General features: G+C 61.5%; 20 protein-coding genes, 1 tRNA gene and 1 pseudogene. 17 read left to right on the forward strand and 5 right to left on the reverse strand.

Annotated elements, in window-relative coordinates:
• The first annotated feature begins 270 nt into the window (after positions 1-270).
• Complete coding sequence (locus tag Q1W70_RS03910; RefSeq protein WP_095167135.1) at positions 271-534, forward strand: DUF2790 domain-containing protein; 264 nt, start codon at positions 271-273, stop codon at positions 532-534.
• Between the two features lie 244 nt (positions 535-778).
• Positions 779-1,102 carry a hypothetical protein gene (locus Q1W70_RS03915; protein WP_302098641.1) on the forward strand — a complete coding sequence of 108 codons (324 nt, stop codon included), beginning with the start codon at positions 779-781 and terminating at the stop codon, positions 1,100-1,102.
• A gap of 48 nt (positions 1,103-1,150) precedes the next feature.
• On the opposite strand, the gene Q1W70_RS03920 is transcribed toward Q1W70_RS03915, so the two are convergent.
• Complete coding sequence (locus Q1W70_RS03920; protein ID WP_166592479.1) at positions 1,151-2,536, reverse strand: sensor histidine kinase; 1,386 nt, start codon at positions 2,534-2,536, stop codon at positions 1,151-1,153.
• Positions 2,529-3,200, reverse strand: coding sequence for a response regulator (locus Q1W70_RS03925; protein ID WP_095167129.1), 672 nt, complete (start codon positions 3,198-3,200; stop codon positions 2,529-2,531). The genes Q1W70_RS03920 and Q1W70_RS03925 overlap by 8 nt, the downstream gene beginning before the upstream one ends.
• A 234-nt stretch (positions 3,201-3,434) precedes the next feature.
• Between Q1W70_RS03925 and Q1W70_RS03930 the strand changes: the two genes are divergently transcribed.
• The 5 genes from Q1W70_RS03930 to Q1W70_RS03950 are packed head-to-tail and all read left to right on the forward strand — an operon-like array spanning position 3,435 to position 8,842.
• Positions 3,435-4,727, forward strand: coding sequence for an OprD family porin (locus Q1W70_RS03930; RefSeq protein WP_182343779.1), 1,293 nt, complete (start codon positions 3,435-3,437; stop codon positions 4,725-4,727).
• A gap of 54 nt (positions 4,728-4,781) precedes the next feature.
• On the forward strand, positions 4,782-5,771 hold the full coding sequence (locus Q1W70_RS03935; RefSeq protein WP_166592481.1) for a Bug family tripartite tricarboxylate transporter substrate binding protein: 990 nt from the start codon (positions 4,782-4,784) through the stop codon (positions 5,769-5,771).
• Positions 5,772-5,831: 60 nt separating this feature from the next.
• Positions 5,832-6,290 carry a tripartite tricarboxylate transporter TctB family protein gene (locus Q1W70_RS03940; protein ID WP_166592482.1) on the forward strand — a complete coding sequence of 153 codons (459 nt, stop codon included), beginning with the start codon at positions 5,832-5,834 and terminating at the stop codon, positions 6,288-6,290.
• Position 6,291: 1 nt separating this feature from the next.
• Entirely contained in the window at positions 6,292-7,806 is a 1,515-nt protein-coding gene (locus Q1W70_RS03945; RefSeq protein ID WP_166592483.1) for a tripartite tricarboxylate transporter permease, read from the forward strand.
• The gene (locus Q1W70_RS03950) at positions 7,799-8,842 is read left to right on the forward strand and encodes an AbrB family transcriptional regulator (protein ID WP_166592484.1); all 1,044 of its coding nucleotides are present in this window, start codon (positions 7,799-7,801) and stop codon (positions 8,840-8,842) included. The genes Q1W70_RS03945 and Q1W70_RS03950 overlap by 8 nt, the downstream gene beginning before the upstream one ends.
• Before the next feature lie 33 nt (positions 8,843-8,875).
• Here Q1W70_RS03950 and ung read toward each other — a convergent pair whose 3' ends face one another.
• Positions 8,876-9,568, reverse strand: a complete 693-nt coding sequence (ung, locus tag Q1W70_RS03955) for a uracil-DNA glycosylase (protein ID WP_095167119.1) — start codon at positions 9,566-9,568, stop codon at positions 8,876-8,878.
• 132 nt (positions 9,569-9,700) lie between these two features.
• Between ung and dspII the strand changes: the two genes are divergently transcribed.
• The gene (dspII, locus tag Q1W70_RS03960) at positions 9,701-10,813 is read left to right on the forward strand and encodes an enoyl-CoA hydratase/isomerase DspII (protein ID WP_302098642.1); all 1,113 of its coding nucleotides are present in this window, start codon (positions 9,701-9,703) and stop codon (positions 10,811-10,813) included.
• A 52-nt stretch (positions 10,814-10,865) separates the two neighbouring features.
• On the opposite strand, the gene Q1W70_RS03965 is transcribed toward dspII, so the two are convergent.
• Positions 10,866-11,315, reverse strand: a complete 450-nt coding sequence (locus Q1W70_RS03965; RefSeq protein WP_302098643.1) for a hypothetical protein — start codon at positions 11,313-11,315, stop codon at positions 10,866-10,868.
• A 228-nt stretch (positions 11,316-11,543) separates the two neighbouring features.
• On the opposite strand from Q1W70_RS03965, the gene Q1W70_RS03970 reads away from it, so the two are divergent.
• From Q1W70_RS03970 to Q1W70_RS04000, 7 genes and pseudogenes are all read left to right on the forward strand, one after another.
• On the forward strand, positions 11,544-13,031 hold the full coding sequence (locus Q1W70_RS03970; RefSeq protein ID WP_182343767.1) for a sensor domain-containing diguanylate cyclase: 1,488 nt from the start codon (positions 11,544-11,546) through the stop codon (positions 13,029-13,031).
• Complete coding sequence (locus Q1W70_RS03975; RefSeq protein WP_166592852.1) at positions 13,024-13,242, forward strand: cysteine-rich CWC family protein; 219 nt, start codon at positions 13,024-13,026, stop codon at positions 13,240-13,242. The genes Q1W70_RS03970 and Q1W70_RS03975 overlap by 8 nt, the downstream gene beginning before the upstream one ends.
• Positions 13,243-13,274: 32 nt before the next feature.
• Positions 13,275-13,967, forward strand: a complete 693-nt coding sequence (locus Q1W70_RS03980; protein ID WP_166592853.1) for a pseudouridine synthase — start codon at positions 13,275-13,277, stop codon at positions 13,965-13,967.
• A 311-nt stretch (positions 13,968-14,278) separates the two neighbouring features.
• Entirely contained in the window at positions 14,279-15,163 is an 885-nt protein-coding gene (locus Q1W70_RS03985) for an alpha/beta fold hydrolase (RefSeq protein ID WP_166592854.1), read from the forward strand.
• A 201-nt stretch (positions 15,164-15,364) separates the two neighbouring features.
• Positions 15,365-15,438, forward strand: a tRNA-Gly gene (locus Q1W70_RS03990).
• 281 nt (positions 15,439-15,719) lie between these two features.
• The gene (locus Q1W70_RS03995) at positions 15,720-15,896 is read left to right on the forward strand and encodes a type II toxin-antitoxin system HicA family toxin (RefSeq protein WP_166592855.1); all 177 of its coding nucleotides are present in this window, start codon (positions 15,720-15,722) and stop codon (positions 15,894-15,896) included.
• 37 nt (positions 15,897-15,933) lie between these two features.
• Positions 15,934-16,342: pseudogene (locus Q1W70_RS04000) on the forward strand (type II toxin-antitoxin system HicB family antitoxin).
• Positions 16,343-16,347: 5 nt separating this feature from the next.
• Here Q1W70_RS04000 and tam read toward each other — a convergent pair.
• A complete protein-coding gene (gene tam, locus Q1W70_RS04005) occupies positions 16,348-17,118 on the reverse strand; it encodes a trans-aconitate 2-methyltransferase (RefSeq protein ID WP_166592856.1) in 771 nt (256 codons plus the stop codon).
• Between the two features lie 417 nt (positions 17,119-17,535).
• Here tam and Q1W70_RS04010 point away from each other — a divergent pair, with 417 nt between their 5' ends.
• Together Q1W70_RS04010 and Q1W70_RS04015 are read left to right on the forward strand one after the other, a co-directional pair.
• On the forward strand, positions 17,536-19,071 hold the full coding sequence (locus Q1W70_RS04010; RefSeq protein WP_182344667.1) for a DUF1800 domain-containing protein: 1,536 nt from the start codon (positions 17,536-17,538) through the stop codon (positions 19,069-19,071).
• A 21-nt stretch (positions 19,072-19,092) separates the two neighbouring features.
• On the forward strand, positions 19,093-20,289 hold the full coding sequence (locus Q1W70_RS04015; RefSeq protein WP_166592858.1) for a DUF1501 domain-containing protein: 1,197 nt from the start codon (positions 19,093-19,095) through the stop codon (positions 20,287-20,289).
• The last annotated feature ends 36 nt before the right edge of the window (positions 20,290-20,325 follow it).

Consider the following 20,325-nt stretch of genomic DNA (forward strand, 5'->3'; position numbering starts at 1 on the left):
GTCCAGATTTCCCCGTGCATTGCAGCACGGACGTCCCAGGTAGCCCGATGTTTCGATGATTGTTACAAGATCTGTCAACAGTGTTTATCAAAAGCGCGGCTATATGAATCCGCCCCCCACGCCTAAAATCCGCCTCGCCAACCCGGCAATGTGATTAACCCAGTTACAGCCCCCACGAAGGCAGTTAATTCACAGTCATTAAATACAGATGTACACGCAGCCCTACAAAGGCTGCGTGACCCCTCTCGACCTCGAAAAGGTAAATTTCAAATGAAAGCTCTATTGGTTCTGGCCCTCAGCAGTCTGTGCGTAACCGCCATGGCAGACGAGGTCCCGACTGATGTTGCAGGCAATACAGTAGCGGTAGAGGAATACACTTACTCCACCCACCTGGACATCGCCAAAGTTATCTCGATGAGCGAAATACCGAGTGTTTGTGAAGTTGTGCCAGCGCGCATGGAATATGAAGACTCGAGCGGTCAACGGCATATTCTGCGTTACAGCGTTATGGGCAATGGTTGCTCTAACGGCTGACCCACCCCTGCACTTCAAAGTGCTTTCGAACACCGGCCGCAGGAAATCGTTCTTGCGGCAAGCACCCGATCTGGAGCCCGCGGGTCCACCCCCTATACGCCTGTCGTGATTGGCCAGGCCTGAGGATAAACACATCTAATTATTAGATTTATTTAAGCATTTATTTGCGCTTTTTAATCAAATTCATCCGAGTAGTATCAGCTTCAACCCCACACAACATCCTCAACACCTCGGAGTCACCACCATGAAAACTCGACTGATCCTTGCCCTGACCCTCTCCGTCCTGGCCGCCAACACCTTCGCCGCCGACGGTTATGACCGCACGATTGCCGCTGATGGCTTCGATCGCACCGGCACCGCCACCCTCGCCGCTGATGGCTTCGATCGCACCGGCTCCGCCACCCTCGCCGCTGATGGCTTCGATCGCACCGGTTCCGCCACCCTCGCCGCTGATGGCTTCGATCGCACCGGCTCCGCCACCCTTGCCGCTGATGGCTTCGATCGCACCGGCTCCGCCACCCTCGCCGCTGATGGCTTCGATCGCACCGGTTCGGCCAACCTCAGCTAAGTGCTGAATCTCTGCTCACAGCCCGGCCTCGGCCGGGCTTAGTTGTTTTTAGCCCGCGATAAAACTGACCCGGACCTTCAGCCCCGCCTGTGCACCGTCGTGCAGGGTGATGTGGGCCAGGTGTGCGCGGCAGATTTCCCCGACAATCGCCAACCCCAGGCCAGACCCTGCGACCTGCTGGTTGCGACGGTAGAAACGCTCGAACACTCGGTCACGCTCCTCCAGCGGAATTCCCGGCCCGTCATCTTCAACCTCCAGCACCGCCGGCGCGCTGACGCGCAAGATCACGTTGCCACCGGCTGGCGTGTGAGCCAGGGCGTTGTCCACCAGGTTACTCAGTAACTCGTTGAGCAGGGTCGGTTCACCGCGTAACCACACCGGTTCGTCAGCTTCCAGCGCCAGGGCCACGCCTCGGGCATGGGCCAGAGGTGCCATGGCCATACCGAGTTCGCGCGCCAGTTGGCTCAGGTCGAGCAACTGCGCCCCGCCCTCGGCTATCGCCCGCGCGCCATTCTCGACGCGGGCCAGCGACAGCAGTTGATTGGCCAGGTGCGTCAGGCGGTCGGTGCCTTGGGCGGCGCTTTCCAGGGTGCTGCGCCAGGTCTGCGGCTCAGTGGCGCGCAAGCCCAGCTCAAGACGCGCCTTGAGCGCTGCCAGCGGGGTGCGCAACTCATGGGCCGCGTCGGCTATGAACTGCGCCTGGCGCTCGAACTGTCCACGCAGGCGCTCGGTGAAATGGTTGAGGGCGCGCACCAACGGCCACAACTCGCGCTGCACCTGGACCAACGGCAGCGGCCGCAAGTCATCCGGCTGGCGTTCTTCCACCGCGGTGCGCAAGCGCTCCAGCGGACGCAAGGCGGCACTCACGGCAAACCACACCAGAAGCAAGGCGCCCCCGGCGAGCATGCCCAGGCGCAGCAAGGTATCGGCCATCAGGCTACGGGCCATGCTGACCCGCGCCTCGTCGGTTTCGGCCACGCGGATTTCCGCCATGCCATTCATGTTCGGTTCGCTCACCGCCTTGAGCAGGCTGACTACCCGCACGTTCTGGCCCAGGTAAGTGGCGTTGTAGAAGCGCGCCAGCGCCGGGTAGTCGTCGGTGCGCGGGGTGCCGGGCGGCGGCCCCGGGAGGTTTTCGTAACCGGAAATCAGCTTCTGGTGGATGTCGTTGACCTGGTAGTAGATGCGCCCGGCACTGTCGTAGGCGAAGGTGTCCAGCGCCACATACGGCACATCGGCGCTGAGGCTGCCGTCGCGCTGGGACAGGCCGGCGGCAATGGTCCGCGCCGAGGCCAGCAAGGTCCGGTCATACGCGGTGTCCGCCGCTGCCCGGCCATTCCAGTAGGCGCTCAGGCCGCTGGCGATCATCAGCACCACCAGCAACAGTGCGAGGTTGCCCAGCAACCCCCAGCGCAGACTCCTGGGCTTATGCATCACGGCTTTCCAACAGGTAGCCCAACCCCCTGAACGTGACGATGGCCACGGAGTGCCCGTCGAGTTTCTTGCGCAGGCGGTGCACGTAGATTTCGATGGCGTCGGGGCTGGCCTCCTCGTCGAGGCCGAACACCTGGGAGGCCAGTTGCTCCTTGCTCATCACCCGGCCAGGGCGGGCAATCAGCGCCTCGAGCACGGCCTGCTCGCGGGAGGTCAGGGTCAGCAGTTCGTCACCGAGGCTGAAGCGCCGGGTGTCCAGGTCATACACCAGCCCCCCGCAACGCTGCTGGCGTTCGCCACCCAACACGCTGCGGCGCAGCAGGGCCTTGACCCGCGCTTCAAGCTCGGTCAATTCGAAGGGTTTGGCCAGGTAATCGTCGGCGCCGAGGTTGAGCCCGTGGACCCGGTCCTTGACGTCACTGCGGGCGGTCAGCATCAGCACCGGGAGGTTTTTGCCACGGCTGCGCAAGCGCGCCAGCACTTCAAAACCATCCATGCGCGGCAGGCCTACATCGAGGATCGCCACCGCATAGTCCTCACTGCTCAAGGCCAGGTCGGCAGCCACCCCATCGTGCAGCACATCCACGGTCAGCCCTGTGCTCTTGAGCGCCTGGGCGACACTTTCAGCCAGCTGCAGATGGTCTTCGACGAGAAGCACGCGCATGGATCTTTACCTCGGATGGGGATGGTCGACGCCATTCTTCGGCGCGGAGTTTACAGCCGCATCCGCCGCTGTGAAGCCCGCAATCGGTGAAAGTATTCTGAAAGGTTAGCGAAAGGTTGGCCCGTTAGAGTCCAGCCACGGACAGTTTCGACTGCCGTGTCCTTGAGAGTAGTGAACGAAAAACGCCCCGATGCGTTTTCGCCCTAATAAGAACAATAAATGGAGTGCTTCACGATGCTGTCTACGCAGCCTCAGGCTTACCTGCCTGTTCGTTTCTCCCGCCTTGGTACCACCGCCCTCGCCAGTGCCGCCGCCCTTGCCGGCTTTACGCCTGCCAGCCATGCCGCCTTCTTCGAAGACAGCAGCGCGACCCTGGAAACTCGCAACATGTACTTCAACCGCGACTTTCGCAGTGGCACCAGCGCCCAGCAATCCAAGCGCGACGAGTGGGCCCAGGGCTTCATGCTCAACCTCGAATCGGGCTACACCGACGGCACCGTCGGGTTCGGGGTTGACGCACTGGGCATGCTCGGGATCAAGCTCGACTCCAGCCCCGACCGCACCGGCACGGGCCTGCTGCCGACCCATGACGACGGGCGTGCCGCCGATGAATATTCCAAGCTCGGCCTTACCGGCAAGGTGAAGATCTCCGCCACTGAACTGAAAGTCGGCAGCCTGATTCCCGAGTTGCCGATCCTCAAGGCCAACGACGGTCGCATCCTGCCCCAGACCTTCGAAGGCGGCCTGCTGACCTCCAGGGAGATCAAGAACCTGACCTTCACCGGCGGGCGCCTGGACAAAGCCAAGGACCGCGACAGCACCAACTTCGAAGACGTCGCCCTGAATAACAAGAACGGCCGCTTCGCCGGCACCGTCGCCGGCAGCCATTTCGACTTCGGCGGCCTGGACTACAAATTCACGGACAAGATCACCGGCAGCTACCACTTCGCCCAATTGGGTGAAGTCTATAACCAGCACTTCCTCGGTTTGCTGGCGTCACAGCCCGCAGGCCCGGGGACGTTCGCCGCCGACCTGCGCCTGGCGGTCAGCGACGATTCCGGCCAGGCCCGCGGCGGCAAGATCGACAACACCTCCCTCAACGGCCTGTTGAGTTACGCCCTGAGCGGTCATAAATTCAGCGCCGGTTACCAACACATGTCGGGCGACAGCGCCTTCCCCTATGTCGACGGCTCCGATCCCTACCTGGTCAACTTCGTGCAGATCAACGACTTCGCCGGCGCGCAGGAACGCTCCTGGCAAGCCCGTTACGACTACGACTTCGCCAAGCTGGGGGTGCCGGGCCTGAGCTTCATGAGCCGCTACCTGAGCGGTGACAACATCAAGCTCAACAACGGCGAGACCGGCAAGGAATGGGAACGCAACACCGAGATCAAGTACGTCGTGCAAAGCGGCGCCCTCAAGGACGTTGCCCTGCGCCTGCGCAATGCCACCTATCGTTCGAACTATTCGGCCCGCGACGCTGATGAAGTGCGGGTGCTGGTCAGCTACAGCGTTGCCCTCTGGTAATGAATTCAAGCCACAACCGTGCCACTCCAATAACAACTCCTGTGGAGACGACCGATGACTTTTTCGCTGCGTAACCTTGCTCTCGCCGCCAGTTGCCTGCTGGTGACCCCCCCTCTGCTCGCCGCCGACAGCACTGAGCCCAAGCGACCGGAATGCATTGCCCCAGCGTCGCCAGGCGGTGGTTTCGACCTGACCTGCAAACTGGTGCAGAGCGCGCTGGTCAACGAAAAACTGCTGTCCAAACCGATGCGCGTGACCTACATGCCCGGCGGTGTCGGCGCCGTGGCGTACAACGCGGTGGTCGCCCAGCGCCCCGCCGATGCCGGGACCCTGGTGGCCTGGTCCAGCGGCTCGCTGCTGAACCTGGCCCAGGGCAAGTTCGGGCGTTTTGATGAAAACGCCGTGCGTTGGTTGGCGGCCGTGGGCACCAGCTATGGCGCCATTGCCGTGAAGAACGATTCGCCCTACAAGAACCTCGACGACCTGGTACAAGCGCTGAAGAAAGACCCGAGCAAAGTGGTGATCGGTTCCGGCGGCACCGTGGGCAGCCAGGATTGGATGCAAACCGCCCTGATCGCCAAGGCCGCCGGGATCAACCCCCGTGACCTGCGGTACGTGGCACTCGAAGGCGGTGGCGAAATTGCCACGGCCCTGCTCGGCGGCCACATCCAGGTGGGCAGTACCGACATCTCCGACTCCATGCCACACATCCAGAGCGGTGACATGCGCTTGCTCGCGGTGTTCGCCAACGAGCGCCTGGACGAGCCGGAAATGAAGGACATCCCCACCGCCAAGGAGCAAGGCTACGACATCGTCTGGCCGGTGGTGCGCGGCTTCTACCTCGGGCCAAAGGTCAGCGATGCCGAATACGCCTGGTGGAAAGACGCCTTCGACAAACTGCTGGCTTCCGAAGAGTTCGCCAAGTTGCGTGACCAGCGCGAACTGTTCCCGTTCGCCATGACCGGGGTCGAGCTGGACACCTACGTGAAAAAACAGGTAGCGGACTACAAGCTGCTGGCCAAAGAGTTCGGCCTGATCCAGTAATCGCCTCGTTCTCACGGCCACCCCCCTGGCACTGACCAGGGCGTGGCCCAGGAGTTTGTCATGCTGTTACAACGCATTTTTGCAGCCGTGCTGTTGCTGGCCTGTGCCTGCCTGGCGCTGATGGCCTGGCCCTATCAGGCATCGTTTTCCTACGAGCCCGTCGGGCCGCGGGCGTACCCCCTGCTGATGCTCGGGCTGATGGGCCTGGCGCTGATCTACATGCTGTTTCGTCCACAGCCGACCCGGCACAGCGAAGAAGAACCGCCGCTGGACCGCCAGACGCTGGTCAAGATTGGCGCCTGCGTGGCGCTGCTGCTGGTGTTTGCCGGCACTTTCGAACCCTTGGGTTTCATCCTCAGCAGCATCCTGATCGGGGTGCCGATGGCGCGCCTGTATGGCGGCCGCTGGCGGCCCTCGGCGGTGATCATCAGTTTGATGAGCGTCGGCCTGTATCTGCTGTTCGATATAGCCATGGACGTACCGCTGCCCCTCGGCCTGCTCGACGTCTTGGAGAACTGATATGGATACTTTTGGTTATTTGAGCCAGGGATTCGGCGTCGCGCTGAGCCCGTACAACCTGGTGACCGCACTGTGCGGCACGCTGATCGGAACAGTGGTCGGCCTGCTGCCGGGCCTGGGGCCGATCAACGGTGTGGCACTGTTGATCCCCATCGCCTTCGCCCTCGGCCTGCCACCGGAGTCAGCCCTGATTCTTTTGGCCGCGGTCTACCTGGGTTGCGAATATGGTGGGCGCATCAGTTCGATCCTGCTCAACATCCCAGGCGAAGCGTCCACCGTCATGACCACCCTGGACGGCTACCCGATGGCCCGCAAAGGCCAGGCAGGCGTCGCGTTGTCGCTGTCGGCCTGGAGTTCGTTCATCGGAGCGTTTATCGCCACCTGCGGCATGGTGCTGTTCGCCCCGCTGCTGGCCAAGTGGGCAATCGCCTTTGGCCCGGCGGAATACTTCGTGCTGATGGTGTTCGCCATTGTCTGCCTCGGCGGCATGGCCGGTGACAAACCCCTGAAGACCTTTGTCGCGGCTTTGATCGGCCTGTTTCTGTCGGCGGTCGGGATCGACGCCAACAGCGGCGTGTACCGTTTCACCGGCGACAACATCCACCTGACCGATGGCATCCAGTTTGTCGTGCTGGTGCTGGGCCTGTTTTCCATCAGCGAGATTCTCCTGCTGCTGGAAAAAACCCACCGAGGCCAGGAAGCGGTGAAAGCCACCGGCCGCATGATGTTCAACCTCAAGGAAGCCGCCTCGGTGTTTACGGTAAACATCCGTTGCGGCCTGCTGGGCTTCATCATGGGGGTCTTGCCGGGCGCCGGAGCGACACTGGCATCCGCCGTCGCCTACATGACCGAAAAGCGCATCGCGGGCGCCAGCGGCAAGTTTGGTCAAGGTGACATGCGCGGCCTCGCCGCCCCGGAAACCGCGATTGGCGCCTCGGCCTGCGGCGCCCTGGTTCCGATGCTGACGCTGGGCGTTCCGGGGTCGGGGACCACGGCGGTAATGATCGGCGCCCTGTCGCTGTACAACATCACTCCGGGCCCATTGCTGTTCCAACAGCAACCGGACATCGTCTGGGGCCTGATCGCCTCGTTGTTTATCGCCAACATTATGTTGGTGATCCTCAATATCCCGATGATCCGCCTGTTCACCCGCATCCTTGCGGTGCCGAACTGGGCACTGGTGCCGGTAATCGCCATCATCACCGCGATTGGGGTCTACGCCGTACACGCCACCACCTTCGACCTGTTCCTGATGATCGGCATCGGCATCTTCGGCTACATCCTGCGCAAGCTGGACTTCCCGTTGTCGCCAGTACTGCTGGGCTTCATCCTCGGCGGCCTGATGGAGCAGAACCTGCGCCGCGCGCTCTCGATCTCCAATGGCGCGCTGGACATCCTCTGGTCGAGCCCGATCACCTTCGGGGTCTGGGTGCTGACCGCCGTGATGTTGCTGCTGCCGCTCCTGCGCATCTGGCGCAAGCGCGCCGTGGCCCGTCGCGCGATTGCCGATGTCTGATCGCCGGTCCTGGAAAACCTGGTGGGGAACACCGCTGGTCGGTCTGCTGGGCGGTTACCTCGCCAGTCAGATCGGCTGGCCACTGCCGTGGATGGTCGGCTCGTTGCTGGCGATCATCCTGGTGCGTTGCCTGACCCCCTGGCAATTGGCCGAGATCCCGGGCGGACGCAAGTGCGGCCAGTGGATCGTCGGCATCGGCATTGGCCTGCACTTCACCCCGGTGGTGATGGAACAGGTCATGAGTCACTTCGGGCTGATCTTCTTCGGTGCGCTGGTGACCAGTCTTTCGGCCGTGGTCGGGGTCTGGTTGCTGCGGCGCACCGGTGAGGATCGCGCCACCGCCTTTTTCTCCAGCATGCCGGGCGGTTCCGGTGAAATGGTCAACCTCGGCGCCCGCAACGGCGCCGTGCTCAGCCGAGTGGCGGCCGGGCAAAGCCTGCGGGTGCTGGTGGTGGTGCTGTGTGTGCCGGCCGCCTTCAAGTACCTGCTGGGCGAAGGCGTGCCTGTGTTGCATCCAGCCAGCGTCGACTGGCGCTGGCTGGCCCTGCTGTTCCCGGCGGGCGCACTGTGTGCCTGGCTCTGGCAGCGTTTGCGCCAACCCAATCCCTGGCTGTTCGGGCCGTTGCTGGTGAGTGCCTCCCTGAGTATCAGCCTGGACCTGCACATCGGCCTGCCCGATGGCGGCAGCCAGGTCGGTCAATGGCTGATAGGCAGTGGCCTGGGCTGTCATTTCAACCGGCAGTTCTTCCGCCGCGCGCCGTCCTTCATGGGTCGCACCCTGATCGGCACGGCACTGACCATGCTGATCGCTACCCTGGCCGCGCTGGGCTTGAGTGCCCTGACCCACCTGGACCTGCGCTCATTGACCCTGGGCATGATGCCTGGCGGCATCGCCGAAATGAGCCTGACCGCCGAAACCCTGCAGCTGTCGGTGCCGCTGGTGACGGCGATGCAGGTGATGCGCTTGCTGTTTGTGCTGTTTCTGGCCGAGCCCTTGTTCAGGCACTGGGACCGGCAACCGGATTCAGCGCAATAGACCTGTCACGTCCTGGCGCGCTGGGTCATGGCGTCAGACGGGCGGCAACCGCCACTCGATCGGCGTCTCGCCATTCTGTTCCAGGTACTTGTTGGTGCGACTGAAGTGCCCGCAGCCGAGGAAACCCCGGTAGGCAGACAGCGGCGAGGGGTGTACCGAGGTCAGCACCAGGTGCTTGGTGGCGTCGATCAGTTTCTGTTTGCTCTGCGCGTGGGCGCCCCACAGCAGAAACACCAGGTGCGGCTGATGCTCGCTCACCACTTCGATGATCCGATCAGTGAAGAACTGCCAGCCTTTGCCCGCATGGGCGTTGGCATTGGCCCGCTCCACGGTCATGGTGGTGTTGATCATCAGCACGCCCTGGTCAGCCCAGCTTTGCAGGCAGCCGTGACTGGGAATGTCGATGTTCAGGTCGCGTTTCAATTCCTTATAGATGTTGACCAGCGACGGCGGTGCCGGCACGCCCGGCTGCACCGAGAAACACAGGCCATGGGCCTGGCCCGGGCCGTGATAGGGGTCCTGGCCGAGGATCACCACCTTGACCTTGTCCAGCGGCGTGGAGTTGAGCGCGTTGAAAATCATCGGGCCGGGGGGATAGATCTCCTTGCCTGCCGCACGTTCCTGTTGCAGGAAGTTGCGCAACTCTGCCATGTAGGGCTGGTCGAATTCGGCACGCAGTGCCTCCTTCCAGCTCGGTTCGAGTTTGATACGGTCGTCAGCAGTCATGGTTACATCCGGCAAAAACAATGGGGCGAACCCTAGGAAAGCCCATCACGCTTGTCAATTGATCTGACGCAGATCCGGCACTTTCCTGCACAACGCTCATAATGAACCCTTGAATCCGCAATCGAGGTCACGATGAATCTGCACTTCGAAGAACTCACTGGCACAGATGGCGCACGCATCGGCATTGCCAGCCTGGACGCCGAAAACACCCTCAATGCCCTGTCCCTGCCGATGATCCGCGCCCTGACCGAGCAGTTGGACAACTGGGCCAAAGAGCCTCAGGTGGTCTGCGTCCTGCTGCGTGGCAACGGAGCCAAGGCATTTTGCGCCGGCGGCGAAGTGCGCAGCCTGGCCCAGGCCTGTCGCGCCCAACCCGACGAAGTCCCGCCCCTGGCCGCACAATTCTTTGCGGCGGAGTACCGCCTGGATTTCCGCCTGCACACCTACCCCAAGCCGCTGATCTGTTGGGGCCATGGCTATGTGCTCGGGGGTGGCATGGGCTTGCTGCAAGGCGCGAGCACCCGCATCGTCACCCCCAGCAGCCGCCTGGCCATGCCTGAGATCAGCATCGGCCTGTACCCGGATGTGGGCGCCAGTTGGTTCCTTTCACGCCTGCCCGGCAAGCTCGGGCTGTTCCTCGGTTTGACCGGCGCCCAGATGAACGCCCGCGATGCCCTCGACCTGGGCCTGGCTGACCGTTTCCTGCTCGAGGACCAACAGGAGCAATTGCTCGAAGGCCTGCTGCAGCTCAATTGGCAGGAGCAGACCGCGATGCAGCTCAACAGCCTGCTCAAGGCTTTGCAGCAAGAGGCCATCGAGCAACTGCCCGAGGCGCAATGGCTGCCACGCCGCCAGCAGATCGATGAACGGCTGGATGTCAGCGATGTGCGCTGTGCCTGGCGCGCCATCAGCCTGTTGCGTGACCATCCCGACCTGCTGCTGGCCCGCGCCGCGAAAAACCTGCACGACGGCTGCCCATTGACCGCCCACCTGGTGTGGGAGCAGATCCAGCGCGCCCGCCACCTGTCATTGGCCGAAGTGTTCCAGATGGAATACACCCTGAGCCTCAATTGCTGCCGGCATCCGGAGTTCAGCGAGGGCGTCAGGGCCCGGCTGATCGACAAGGACAACAAGCCGCACTGGCACTGGCCGGACGTCAACACGATCCCCCAGGCGGTGGTCAACGCTCACTTTCACAAGGCCTGGGAAGGCCGGCATCCGCTGGCGGACCTATCGGACTACTGAACCCTGGGCATAAAAAAGCGGCGCTGGATGCGCCGCTTGCCGGTTGCCTGATCTAACGGTTGCGCCCGCCGCGCTCACCACGACCATTGTGCTCGCCATGCCGATCGCCACGCCGGTCAGCGTGGTCGCGCCCGCCCCGCCCGCCCTGTTGTTCCCAGCGCTGGTTGCTCTGGCCATAGTTATTGCCCCACCCCTGATTGCGATGACCGTCCCAGCCATGGCTGGGGGCCGGGCGATAGGCCCGGGGCGGGGCCTGGTAATAACGGGGCGAAGGTTGGTAGTAACGCGGCTGCGCCTGGTAATACCGTGCCGAGGGGTAATACCGCGGGGACTGCGAGTAATAACTGCGCGGGTAGGAATAATAAGAGCCGCCCCCGTAGTAGACCGGCGCCGGCGAAGAATAGATTTCTGAGCGGTAGTAGCTGGAACCTCCGTCGTTGTAAGGGACGCACGCGGCAAGACTCAAACTCATCGAAGTCATCAGAACAAGTCGGCGATACATGGCGGCCTCCTGGACCGCTGAAGAGCCACACCAGCGACGCGGGCGGGCATCAGCCAAATAATTTGCCTGACGAAACATCTGACAACGAATTGGCAATCTGGTGCGCAGCGGCAACAGATTGATACATGTCATCCGTCGACTTACTGGCTGTACACCGGCGCAAATGCCCGCGTCATTTTCTCCAAGTCCCACTAGAATGCTGTGACTCAATCGACCAACGGACTCGTCATGCCGCTTCGCTCTGCGCTGTTTTCGCAACGTTCGTTGGTCCTCACCTTGATCGCCCTGCTGGGCGCCGGCTTCCTGGCCACCTCCCTGCTCAGTTACTACGCCTCGCGCGCTTCGATTCGCGACAGTATCGTCAACACCGAGCTGCCCTTGACCTCCGACACCGTCTACTCGGAGATCCAGAAAGACCTGGTCCGCCCGATCCTGATTTCCTCGATGATGTCGCGCGACACCTTCCTGCGCGACTGGGTGGTGGCCGGTGAGCGCGATCCCGGGCAAATGACCCGCTACCTCAACGAGGTCATGACCCACTACGGCGCCTACACCGCTTTCTTCGTGTCCAACAACAGCCTGACCTACTACCAGGCCAAGGGCGTGCTGAAAAAAGTCAGCCTGAGCGAACCGCGCGACATCTGGTACTTCCGCGTCCGCGACATGGCCCCGCCCTACGAGATCAACGTGGACGTGGACATGGCCAACCAGGACAGCCTGACCTTCTTCATCAACTACAAGGTCTACGACTACCAGGACAACTTCATTGGCGCGGCAGGCGTCGGTCTGACGGTCGATGCCGTGATCAAACTGATCGACACCTACCAGCAGCGTTACCAGCGCAGCGTGTACTTCGTCGACACCGAGGGGCGCATTGTGCTTACCGGTGCCGACGGCGGCCCGCAAGGCGCGCGGGTCGGCACGGCGCTGAGCGAGTTGGACAGCATGCGCGATCTTCTGGCCAAGCTGCCCAAACCCCACAGCGGCAGCTACGAGTACACGACCCAGGGCCAGGGGCATTTCCTCAACGTACGGTTTATCCCGGAGCTGAACTGGTACCTGTTCGTCGACAAACGCGAAGGCAGTGCCCTGCACGAGGTGCGCCAGTCGCTGTACCTGAACCTGCTGATCTGCCTGATCGTCACCCTGAGCGTACTGGCCCTGCTCCATCGGGTGATCACCCGCTTCCAGGGCCGCATCGAAGCCCAGGCCACCCTCGACAGCCTCACCGGCCTGCCCAACCGCCGCGGCTTCGACCTGCTGGCGGCGCAAGCCCTGCAGGAGGCCCAGCGCGAACCCAAGCCGCTGACCGCCTTGCTGCTGGACCTGGACCATTTCAAGCGCCTGAACGACAGCCATGGCCACCTCGCCGGCGACCTGGTGCTGGCCGGTTTCGCCCGTGACCTGGAAAGCTGCCTGCGCCAGTCCGACATCGTCTGTCGCTGGGGCGGCGAGGAGTTCATCGTCTTGCTCAAAGACACCGACGCCAGCACCGGCCTGAAGATCGCTGAGAAAATTCGCCAGATGATCGAGCACAAGCACTACCGCTATGAAGGCAAATCCCTGCAGGTTACCCTGAGCATCGGCTTGACCACCCTGCAGGCGGATGACACTTTGCACAACCTGCTGTCCCGCGCCGACCAGGCGATGTATCGAGCCAAACAACATGGCCGCAACCGGACCTGTACCCAGATGCCTCACTCCAGCTATGCATAAACCCGACCTCTGCCCGGCCTGCGGCGCCAGCAATGCTTGCAGCCTCGCCGACCCGCGCACCGCCCAGCACCGTTGCTGGTGCTACACCGTGACCATCGACCCGGCGGTGCTGGCGGCCTTGCCCGCCGAACTGCGCGACCTGGCGTGCCTGTGCCCCGGCTGCGCCCAGGTCGAGGCACAATTGCAGGCAGCGGGCGTCAGCGTCGCGTAAGATGCGCGCCCCTTGCCGACCTGCCGACTCCCATGCGCGTTGACCGTTTCCTCAGCAACTTGCCGCGTTTCAACCGCCAACAGGTGCGCCTGGCGCTGGTCGAGCGGCGGATCAAGGTCGATGGGCAGATTGTCAGCGACCCGCACACCGAAGTGCGCGAATTCAGCCGCGTCGAATGCGACGACGAGGTGCTGCAAGCCGGCAAGGCCGCGCGCTATTTCATGCTGCACAAGCCCGCCGGTTGCGTCAGTGCCACCCGTGACCCCGAGCACCCGACCGTCCTCGACCTGATCCATGAACCGGACAAGCACGACCTGCACATCGCCGGCCGCCTGGATTTCAACACCACCGGCTTGATGCTGATCACCAACGACGGCAGTTGGTCTCGCCGCCTGACCCAACCGCAGACCAAGCTGGCGAAGATCTACTACGTCGAAACCGAACAATTGATTACGCCCGAGTACGCCGAAACCTTTGCCCGTGGCCTGTATTTCGCCTTCGAAGACCTCACCACCCAACCCGCCGACCTGCAGTTGCTGGCCCCCCGGGCTGCACGCCTGGCCATCATCGAAGGCCGCTACCACCAGGTGAAACGGATGTTCGGCCACTTCGACAACAAGGTCATGCGCCTGCATCGCGAACAGATGGGCCCGTTGACGCTGGACAGCGCGTTGAAACCGGGCGAATACCGCCCACTGAGCGCTGCCGAGATCGCCTTGATCTGATGGCGCGACCGCCGGGCAGACATTGTCGAACAATTCACCAACGGCACTTGCGCGATAGCCATCACCCTGCTTGAATCAAACCGTCGGCCGAAATGTGACCGCCAAGTCATACCATACCTCTAAGAAACTTTTTGTCGGTCGAGCGCCTCCCGTCTCTACCTCACCCGACAGACTGCCCGCCTATAACAACACCCGTCGACCAGACATTAACGGATCGACATGGGCCCTCACCTTCCAGGCGTATGCCTACCTGTCATAAAGCCCGTGCACACTCAGTTGCGCGCCCACACGCTTGCCAGGAGTCTTACGACATGAGGCCAGAAATCGCTGTGCTGGACATACAAGGTCAGTATCGGGTCTACACGGAGTTCTATCGCGCAGATGCCGCAGAGAAGACCATCATTTTGGTCAACGGCTCGATGGCCACCACTGCGTCGTTTGCACAGACCGTGAAAAACCTCCATCCACAGTTCAACGTGGTGCTCTACGACCAACCCTACGCGGGCCGGTCAAAAGCCCACAATCAACATGAGAAAATGCTCACCAAGGAAGTGGAGGGGCAGATCCTCCTGGAGCTGATCGACCATTTCGCCGCCGAGCACGTGATGTCATTTTCGTGGGGCGGTGCCGCCACGATGATCGCCCTCGCGCATCGCCCGCGGCGGATCGAAAAGGCCGTGATCAGCTCGTTCTCGCCGGTGATCAACGAACCGATGCGCGACTACCTGGAGCGGGGTGTCGACTACCTCGGCAACCTCGATCGCGACCGCGTCGGCCACCTGGTCAACGACACCATCGGCAAGCACTTGCCGTCGTTGTTCAAACGCTTCAACTATCGCCACGTCAGCACCCTGGCCGAACATGAATACGGGCAGATGCACTTTCACATCAGCCACGTGCTCAACAGCGACCGCCTGTGCTACCTCAAGGCCGCCAAGCAAATCGATGTGCCCGTACTGTTCATGAACGGTGAATGGGACGAGTACACCGCCGCCAGCGATGCCCGGTTGTTTGGCAACCATGTGCAACACAGCACCTTCAGCACCATCCAGGCCACCGGGCACTTCCTCGACATGGAGCACAAAGCTGCCTGCCGAGACAGCCGCCAGGTATTGCTGGGTTTCCTGAAACCGGCGCCCCACGAAGGCCGGACGCGTTCCCACTTCACCCAGGACCACCATGCACTGGCTATTTGAAACAGCGTCCTCGCGAGCAACCTCGCCACCTTAGGTAACCCCTACCTGTAGGAGCAAGGCTTGCCCGCGACAGACCGCACCGTGCGTGCTGTCGCCGCCGACAATCCTTCGCCCTGCCCGCAAAAAACTGCGTAAATGCAGATCCAGCAAAGAAAAACTTCAAATCCGTCGCCACATCTGGTACAAAGTCAGCCGTTCCGAGCGGGTGTCGTATAATGGCATTACTCCAGCTTCCCAAGCTGATAACGAGGGTTCGATTCCCTTCACCCGCTCCACGTCATTTCAGTCTTGCGTCAGGTAGCTTTCTGACGGGGGACAACAAAAAACCGGTCCGCAGTGACCGGTTTTTTTATGTCTGCGATTCCGTAGGGCACCGTTCAAGAGCCTCCTGCACCCTCACGCAATACTTTCACCGGTAACGTGCCTCCCTGTTCCAACGCGGGTTTCTACACTGATTCCAACCATTCATCATCTGCCCATCCGAATTGGTGGTTATGGTGTTGATAGGATCATTTCGGTAGGTATAGCAACCACCGACACAGCACAGGGACGTGATGTGAACGGTCGATATCTGATCAGCCAAATCGTTGCAGACGGCTGGTACCTGGTGCGGGTCCGGGGTATTCACCATCATTTCAAACATCCAACCAAACCTGGATGGGTGACGGTTCCCCACCCGAAAAAGGATCTGCTGACCAAGACGGCAGTGAGCATCCTGCAACAGGCCCTGTAGTCATGAGTTGGCGCACTTAAACCCGAGGACAATCAACATGCTTTATCCAATTGCCATTTCAGTAGGCGATGACCAGCACGCCTGGGGCGTGGAAGTGCTGGATATTCCGGGGGTGCTTCTCGGCCGGTGATGACCTGGACGACGCCATCGCCATGGCACGTGAAGCCATCGAGGGGCACTTCGAGATCCTGGCCGAGGACGGTTCGGCGATTCCGCCGGCCAGCAAGGTGACCCATCATGCGCGCAACCCGCAATATGCCGGCGTGACCTTGGCCTTGGTCGACATCGACGTCAGCAAATACCTGGGCAAGGCGCAGAAACTCAACATCACCCTGCCCGCCTATCTGCTGACCCGCATCGACGAATACGTGCGGCACCACCCGGAAGAAAAAAGCCGCTCCGGCTTTCTGGCCTCGGCGGCGTTGAAGGTGTTGCAGCAGGCTTGATCCCCTCAGCGAGTGGCGACGATGAACAGCCGCGGGAATGGCAATAGCACCGAGCCGTCGGCCAGTACCGGGAAGTAGGGTTCGATCGCCTCCAGGTACTGCGCCAGATACTGGGTTTTCTCCAACTCGTTCAGTGGCTGCAGGAACGGCCGCAGGCCGCTGCCCTTGAACCACTCGACCACCGCCGCCGGACCACCCGCCAGCGGGTGATGGTAGGTGGTGCGCCACACATCCACCCGCGCGCTGCAGGTACAGAGCATCTGGTAATAGCGGTTGGCGTCATCCAGAGTCGTGCGCTGCCCGGCGACTTCGGCCAGCTTGTCGGCCCAAGGGCCATTGGCCGCGACTTCGCGCATCATGCGATGGGGCGGCTGTTCGAGGTTGTCCGGCATCTGGATCGCCAGGCTGCCGCCCACCGTGAGCTTGCCGACTAGCGCAGGCAACAGCGTGGCATGCTCGGGCAACCACTGCAGCACCGCATTGGCGAAGATCACGTCGAACGGCCCGGGCTCGTCCCAGGTGGCAATATCGCTGGTGTCGAAACGTACGCCCGGCAGGCGTTTGCGGGCGGCATCGATCATGTCGGCGGAGCTGTCGATCCCCCGTACCGCAGCGTCGGCAAAACGCTGTACCAACAACTCGGTGGAGTTGCCCGGGCCACAGCCGATGTCGATCACCGAACGGGCATCAACCCTGGGGATCGCGGCCAGCAAGTCACGCGCCGGGCGGGTGCGCTCATCTTCGAACGCCACATACTGTTGGGCAGACCAGCTCATCACATACTCCTCTAACCGACCAGGATGTGAGCGCCACGCTAGACTGTGCGTTTCGCTCGTGGGGCGCCAGTAAGCGACGAGCCTGGGGACTGCGTCAAGAAGCGGTCACGGGTTGAAACATCTGCCCCACCGCCACCCACCGGCATAGGTTGATCGAGCAGAGATGCCCGAAAGCGCTGCGCCCCTGCTTGGCGCAAGCCCATTTGCATCAGTTAATATCTGTCACTTCCCTGAACCTACCGGCATGAAGGCCATCCAAAAGAGCAGAACGACCAGCCACACACCATTTGCCCCTCATTGAACTTCCCGTTTAACACGATCGCTCTGACAGTGAGTTCTTCAGCATTCCGTCAGTCTCGGCCATGGAAACTACACCAGCCTCTGACTGCGTCCTACCTGATACGCGGAAACCACCCCATGCACGTGTCATCTGCAGCTTTACGTCCGTTGGTTTTATTGGCCTGTCTCTTCGGATTTTCCATTACCGCATCGGCCTCTGCGCCAATGGCAGTCACCCCAAGCGATATTGCCTGGCTACGCCGTGACGGCTTTGGCCTGGATACCGCCAACCTCGAGCGCTTGCGTACCATGGGCCGCGAAGGCCTGCTCAATGCTCAGTTGGCTGACCGGATCAACGATCCCCTGCCGCCTGCGATCAACGCACTGCTGCAAAGCTACCCCGCGCTGAACACGCCACCGCAATCCTTGCTGTTGAGCTTGAAAAGCAAACAGGAACAGTTCAGGGCCATGCCGGAAGGTGAGGCCAAAAATGCTTTCAGAAAAGACATCCAGCAATATCTCTACGACCACGCCGAGCAGTCGCGCCAAGCCGTGTTGCTGCACGCGGTGTATGGCCCCAATCAACTCAAGGAACAGCTGGTGGTGTTCTGGCTCAATCACTTCAGCGTCTTTCAGGGCAAGGGGCGTGTGCGAGTGTTAACGGCCGACTACGCCGAACACTCGATTCGTCCTCACGCGCTGGGCAAATTCAAGGACCTGGTGATGGCCACCCTCAAGAGTCCGGCGATGCTTGAGTACCTGGACAATGCACAAAATGCCCGGGGCAAGGTCAACGAAAACTACGCTCGCGAACTCATGGAGCTGCACACCCTCGGCGTAGGATCGGGTTATACCCAACAGGACGTGCAGCAGCTGGCGCTGATTCTGACGGGCGCCGGGCTAACGCCACTCGATGGCCGGCTACAGAAATTCGGGCCCCGACAACAAGGCAGCCTGGTGCGCGAGGGGATGTTCGAGTTCAACCCCGCACGCCACGATTTCACCGACAAAATGCTCCTCGGACATCCGATCAAAGGCAGTGGCTTTGAGGAAATTCGCCAAGCAGTAGAACTGATTACCCGCCAGGAAGCGTGTGCACAGTTTATCTCGCGGCGCCTGGCCCAATATTTCGTCGCCGATCAACCGTCACCTGCCCTAGTGGCGAGAATGACCAAGACCTTCCTGGACAGCGATGGTGATATCGCCCAGGTAATGCGCACCCTGTTCGAGTCCAGCGAGCTGCTGCAAAACGCCGGGACCCGCTTCAAGGACCCGATGCAATTTGTGGTTTCGGCCGTGCGCCTGGCCTACGACGGCAAACCGCTCGCCAATGTCCAGCCCATGAGTAACTGGCTGAACCAACTGGGTCAGCCCCTGTTCGGGCGTGTGACACCCGATGGCTGGCCACTGGCCTCGAGTGCCTGGTCGAGCTCAGGGCAGATGGTCAAACGCTTCGAAATCGCCCGTGCAATCGGGCGGGGTGACAATCGCCTGTTCACACCGCCAGGTAGCAAGCAGCCCGGCCCCGGGTTCCCCTTGATCACCACCCCATTATTCTACGAAGCCATCTCGCCCTACCTGTCAGCCGTGACCCGAACCGCGCTGGACAAGGCAGTTTCACCGCAGGAATGGAATACTTTTCTACTAGCCTCGCCTGACTTCAATAACCGATAAGTCATGCGATGAGGAGCTGTCATGAATCGTCGAGAACTGCTGATCGCTGCTACGGCAGCCATCGCCCTGCCCTCCTTGCCGTTTTCCGCAAAACTGTTTGCCGCACCTCGTTCGGCACCACGCTTTTTGATTGTCTTTCTGCGTGGCGGCTACGATTGCAACAACCTGCTAGTGCCATATGCCAGCGATTTTTATCATGAGTCACGCCCCACACTGGCGATTGCCCGACCCGACGCTCACAACCCACTCAGCGCAATTGCGCTGGACGGTCAGTGGGGACTGAATCCGGTGTTACGCGACTCGATCTACCCATTGTGGCAGCGCAAAGAGATCGCTTTTGTCCCCTTCGCGGGTACTGATGACTTGTCCCGCAGCCACTTCGAAACACAGGACAACATCGAATCGGGCGAGGCAACTCATCAGCGCAGCCGCTATGACTCAGGCTTCCTGGCACGCCTCTCGCTCCAGTTGCCCAACAGCGCCCCGATTGCGTTTACCGATGCCTTGCCGCTCAGTTTTCAAGGCGCGGGAAGCATTCCCAACCTCTCGCTGCGCGGGGCCAACAAGCCGGCATTCGACGACCGGCAGTCGGAGATTCTCTCCGCCATGTATAAAAACACCCCCTATGCTGCCTCGGCAGCCGAAGGCTTGGAGTTGCGCCAACAAGTGTCCAGGGAGTTGCAAGACGAAATGCTCATGGCTAATCGTGGCGCACCCAACGCCCAGAGTTTTGCCGCACAGACCCAGCGCATGGCGAAACTGATGCGCAACGAGTACCGACTGGGTTTTGTCGACATCGGTGGCTGGGACACACACGTCAACCAGGGCAGCACCAGCGGCCCACTGGCCAGCAGCCTCGCGAACTTGGGTGAAGGGCTCGTAGCCTACGCCCAAGCCTTGGGGGATGAGTGGAAGAACACCACTGTTGTGGTGGTGTCCGAGTTTGGCCGCACCTTTCGCGAGAACGGCGCCAAGGGTACCGACCATGGACATGGCACAGTGTATTGGGTACTCGGTGGTAGCGTACGTGGTGGACGTATCGTGGGTGAACAGGTGGCAGTCGACCAACAGAGCCTGCTGCAAAATCGCGATTATCCGGTACTCAACAACTATCGAAACCTGCTGGGAGGATTGCTCAGCCAAACCTGGGGCCTATCGAAGTCACAACTGCAGGCGGTGTTCCCCGGCGCTCGCCCGGACGCATTGCAGTTGCTTTGACCTCTTTCGAATGCGGACTTGGCCTACCGGTTCGCA

The sequence above is a fragment of the Pseudomonas kielensis genome (assembly GCF_030505375.1).
Lineage (GTDB): Bacteria > Pseudomonadota > Gammaproteobacteria > Pseudomonadales > Pseudomonadaceae > Aquipseudomonas > Aquipseudomonas kielensis.

What these genes read in the sequence shown, in the direction of transcription:
- Q1W70_RS03910 (WP_095167135.1), top strand. Translation starts at nt 271, where the DNA reads ATGAAAGCTCTATTGGTTCTGGCCCTCAGCAGTCTGTGCGTAACCGCC.
- Q1W70_RS03970 (WP_182343767.1), top strand. Translation starts at nt 11,544, where the DNA reads ATGCCGCTTCGCTCTGCGCTGTTTTCGCAACGTTCGTTGGTCCTCACC.
- Q1W70_RS03930 (WP_182343779.1), top strand. Translation starts at nt 3,435, where the DNA reads ATGCTGTCTACGCAGCCTCAGGCTTACCTGCCTGTTCGTTTCTCCCGC.
- Q1W70_RS03980 (WP_166592853.1), top strand. Translation starts at nt 13,275, where the DNA reads ATGCGCGTTGACCGTTTCCTCAGCAACTTGCCGCGTTTCAACCGCCAA.
- ung (WP_095167119.1), bottom strand. Translation starts at nt 9,568, where the DNA reads ATGACTGCTGACGACCGTATCAAACTCGAACCGAGCTGGAAGGAGGCA.
- Q1W70_RS03940 (WP_166592482.1), top strand. Translation starts at nt 5,832, where the DNA reads ATGCTGTTACAACGCATTTTTGCAGCCGTGCTGTTGCTGGCCTGTGCC.
- Q1W70_RS03935 (WP_166592481.1), top strand. Translation starts at nt 4,782, where the DNA reads ATGACTTTTTCGCTGCGTAACCTTGCTCTCGCCGCCAGTTGCCTGCTG.
- tam (WP_166592856.1), bottom strand. Translation starts at nt 17,118, where the DNA reads ATGAGCTGGTCTGCCCAACAGTATGTGGCGTTCGAAGATGAGCGCACC.
- Q1W70_RS03950 (WP_166592484.1), top strand. Translation starts at nt 7,799, where the DNA reads ATGTCTGATCGCCGGTCCTGGAAAACCTGGTGGGGAACACCGCTGGTC.
- Q1W70_RS03925 (WP_095167129.1), bottom strand. Translation starts at nt 3,200, where the DNA reads ATGCGCGTGCTTCTCGTCGAAGACCATCTGCAGCTGGCTGAAAGTGTC.
- Q1W70_RS03985 (WP_166592854.1), top strand. Translation starts at nt 14,279, where the DNA reads ATGAGGCCAGAAATCGCTGTGCTGGACATACAAGGTCAGTATCGGGTC.
- Q1W70_RS04015 (WP_166592858.1), top strand. Translation starts at nt 19,093, where the DNA reads ATGAATCGTCGAGAACTGCTGATCGCTGCTACGGCAGCCATCGCCCTG.
- Q1W70_RS04010 (WP_182344667.1), top strand. Translation starts at nt 17,536, where the DNA reads ATGCACGTGTCATCTGCAGCTTTACGTCCGTTGGTTTTATTGGCCTGT.
- dspII (WP_302098642.1), top strand. Translation starts at nt 9,701, where the DNA reads ATGAATCTGCACTTCGAAGAACTCACTGGCACAGATGGCGCACGCATC.
- Q1W70_RS03915 (WP_302098641.1), top strand. Translation starts at nt 779, where the DNA reads ATGAAAACTCGACTGATCCTTGCCCTGACCCTCTCCGTCCTGGCCGCC.
- Q1W70_RS03975 (WP_166592852.1), top strand. Translation starts at nt 13,024, where the DNA reads ATGCATAAACCCGACCTCTGCCCGGCCTGCGGCGCCAGCAATGCTTGC.
- Q1W70_RS03965 (WP_302098643.1), bottom strand. Translation starts at nt 11,315, where the DNA reads ATGTATCGCCGACTTGTTCTGATGACTTCGATGAGTTTGAGTCTTGCC.
- Q1W70_RS03945 (WP_166592483.1), top strand. Translation starts at nt 6,292, where the DNA reads ATGGATACTTTTGGTTATTTGAGCCAGGGATTCGGCGTCGCGCTGAGC.
- Q1W70_RS03920 (WP_166592479.1), bottom strand. Translation starts at nt 2,536, where the DNA reads ATGCATAAGCCCAGGAGTCTGCGCTGGGGGTTGCTGGGCAACCTCGCA.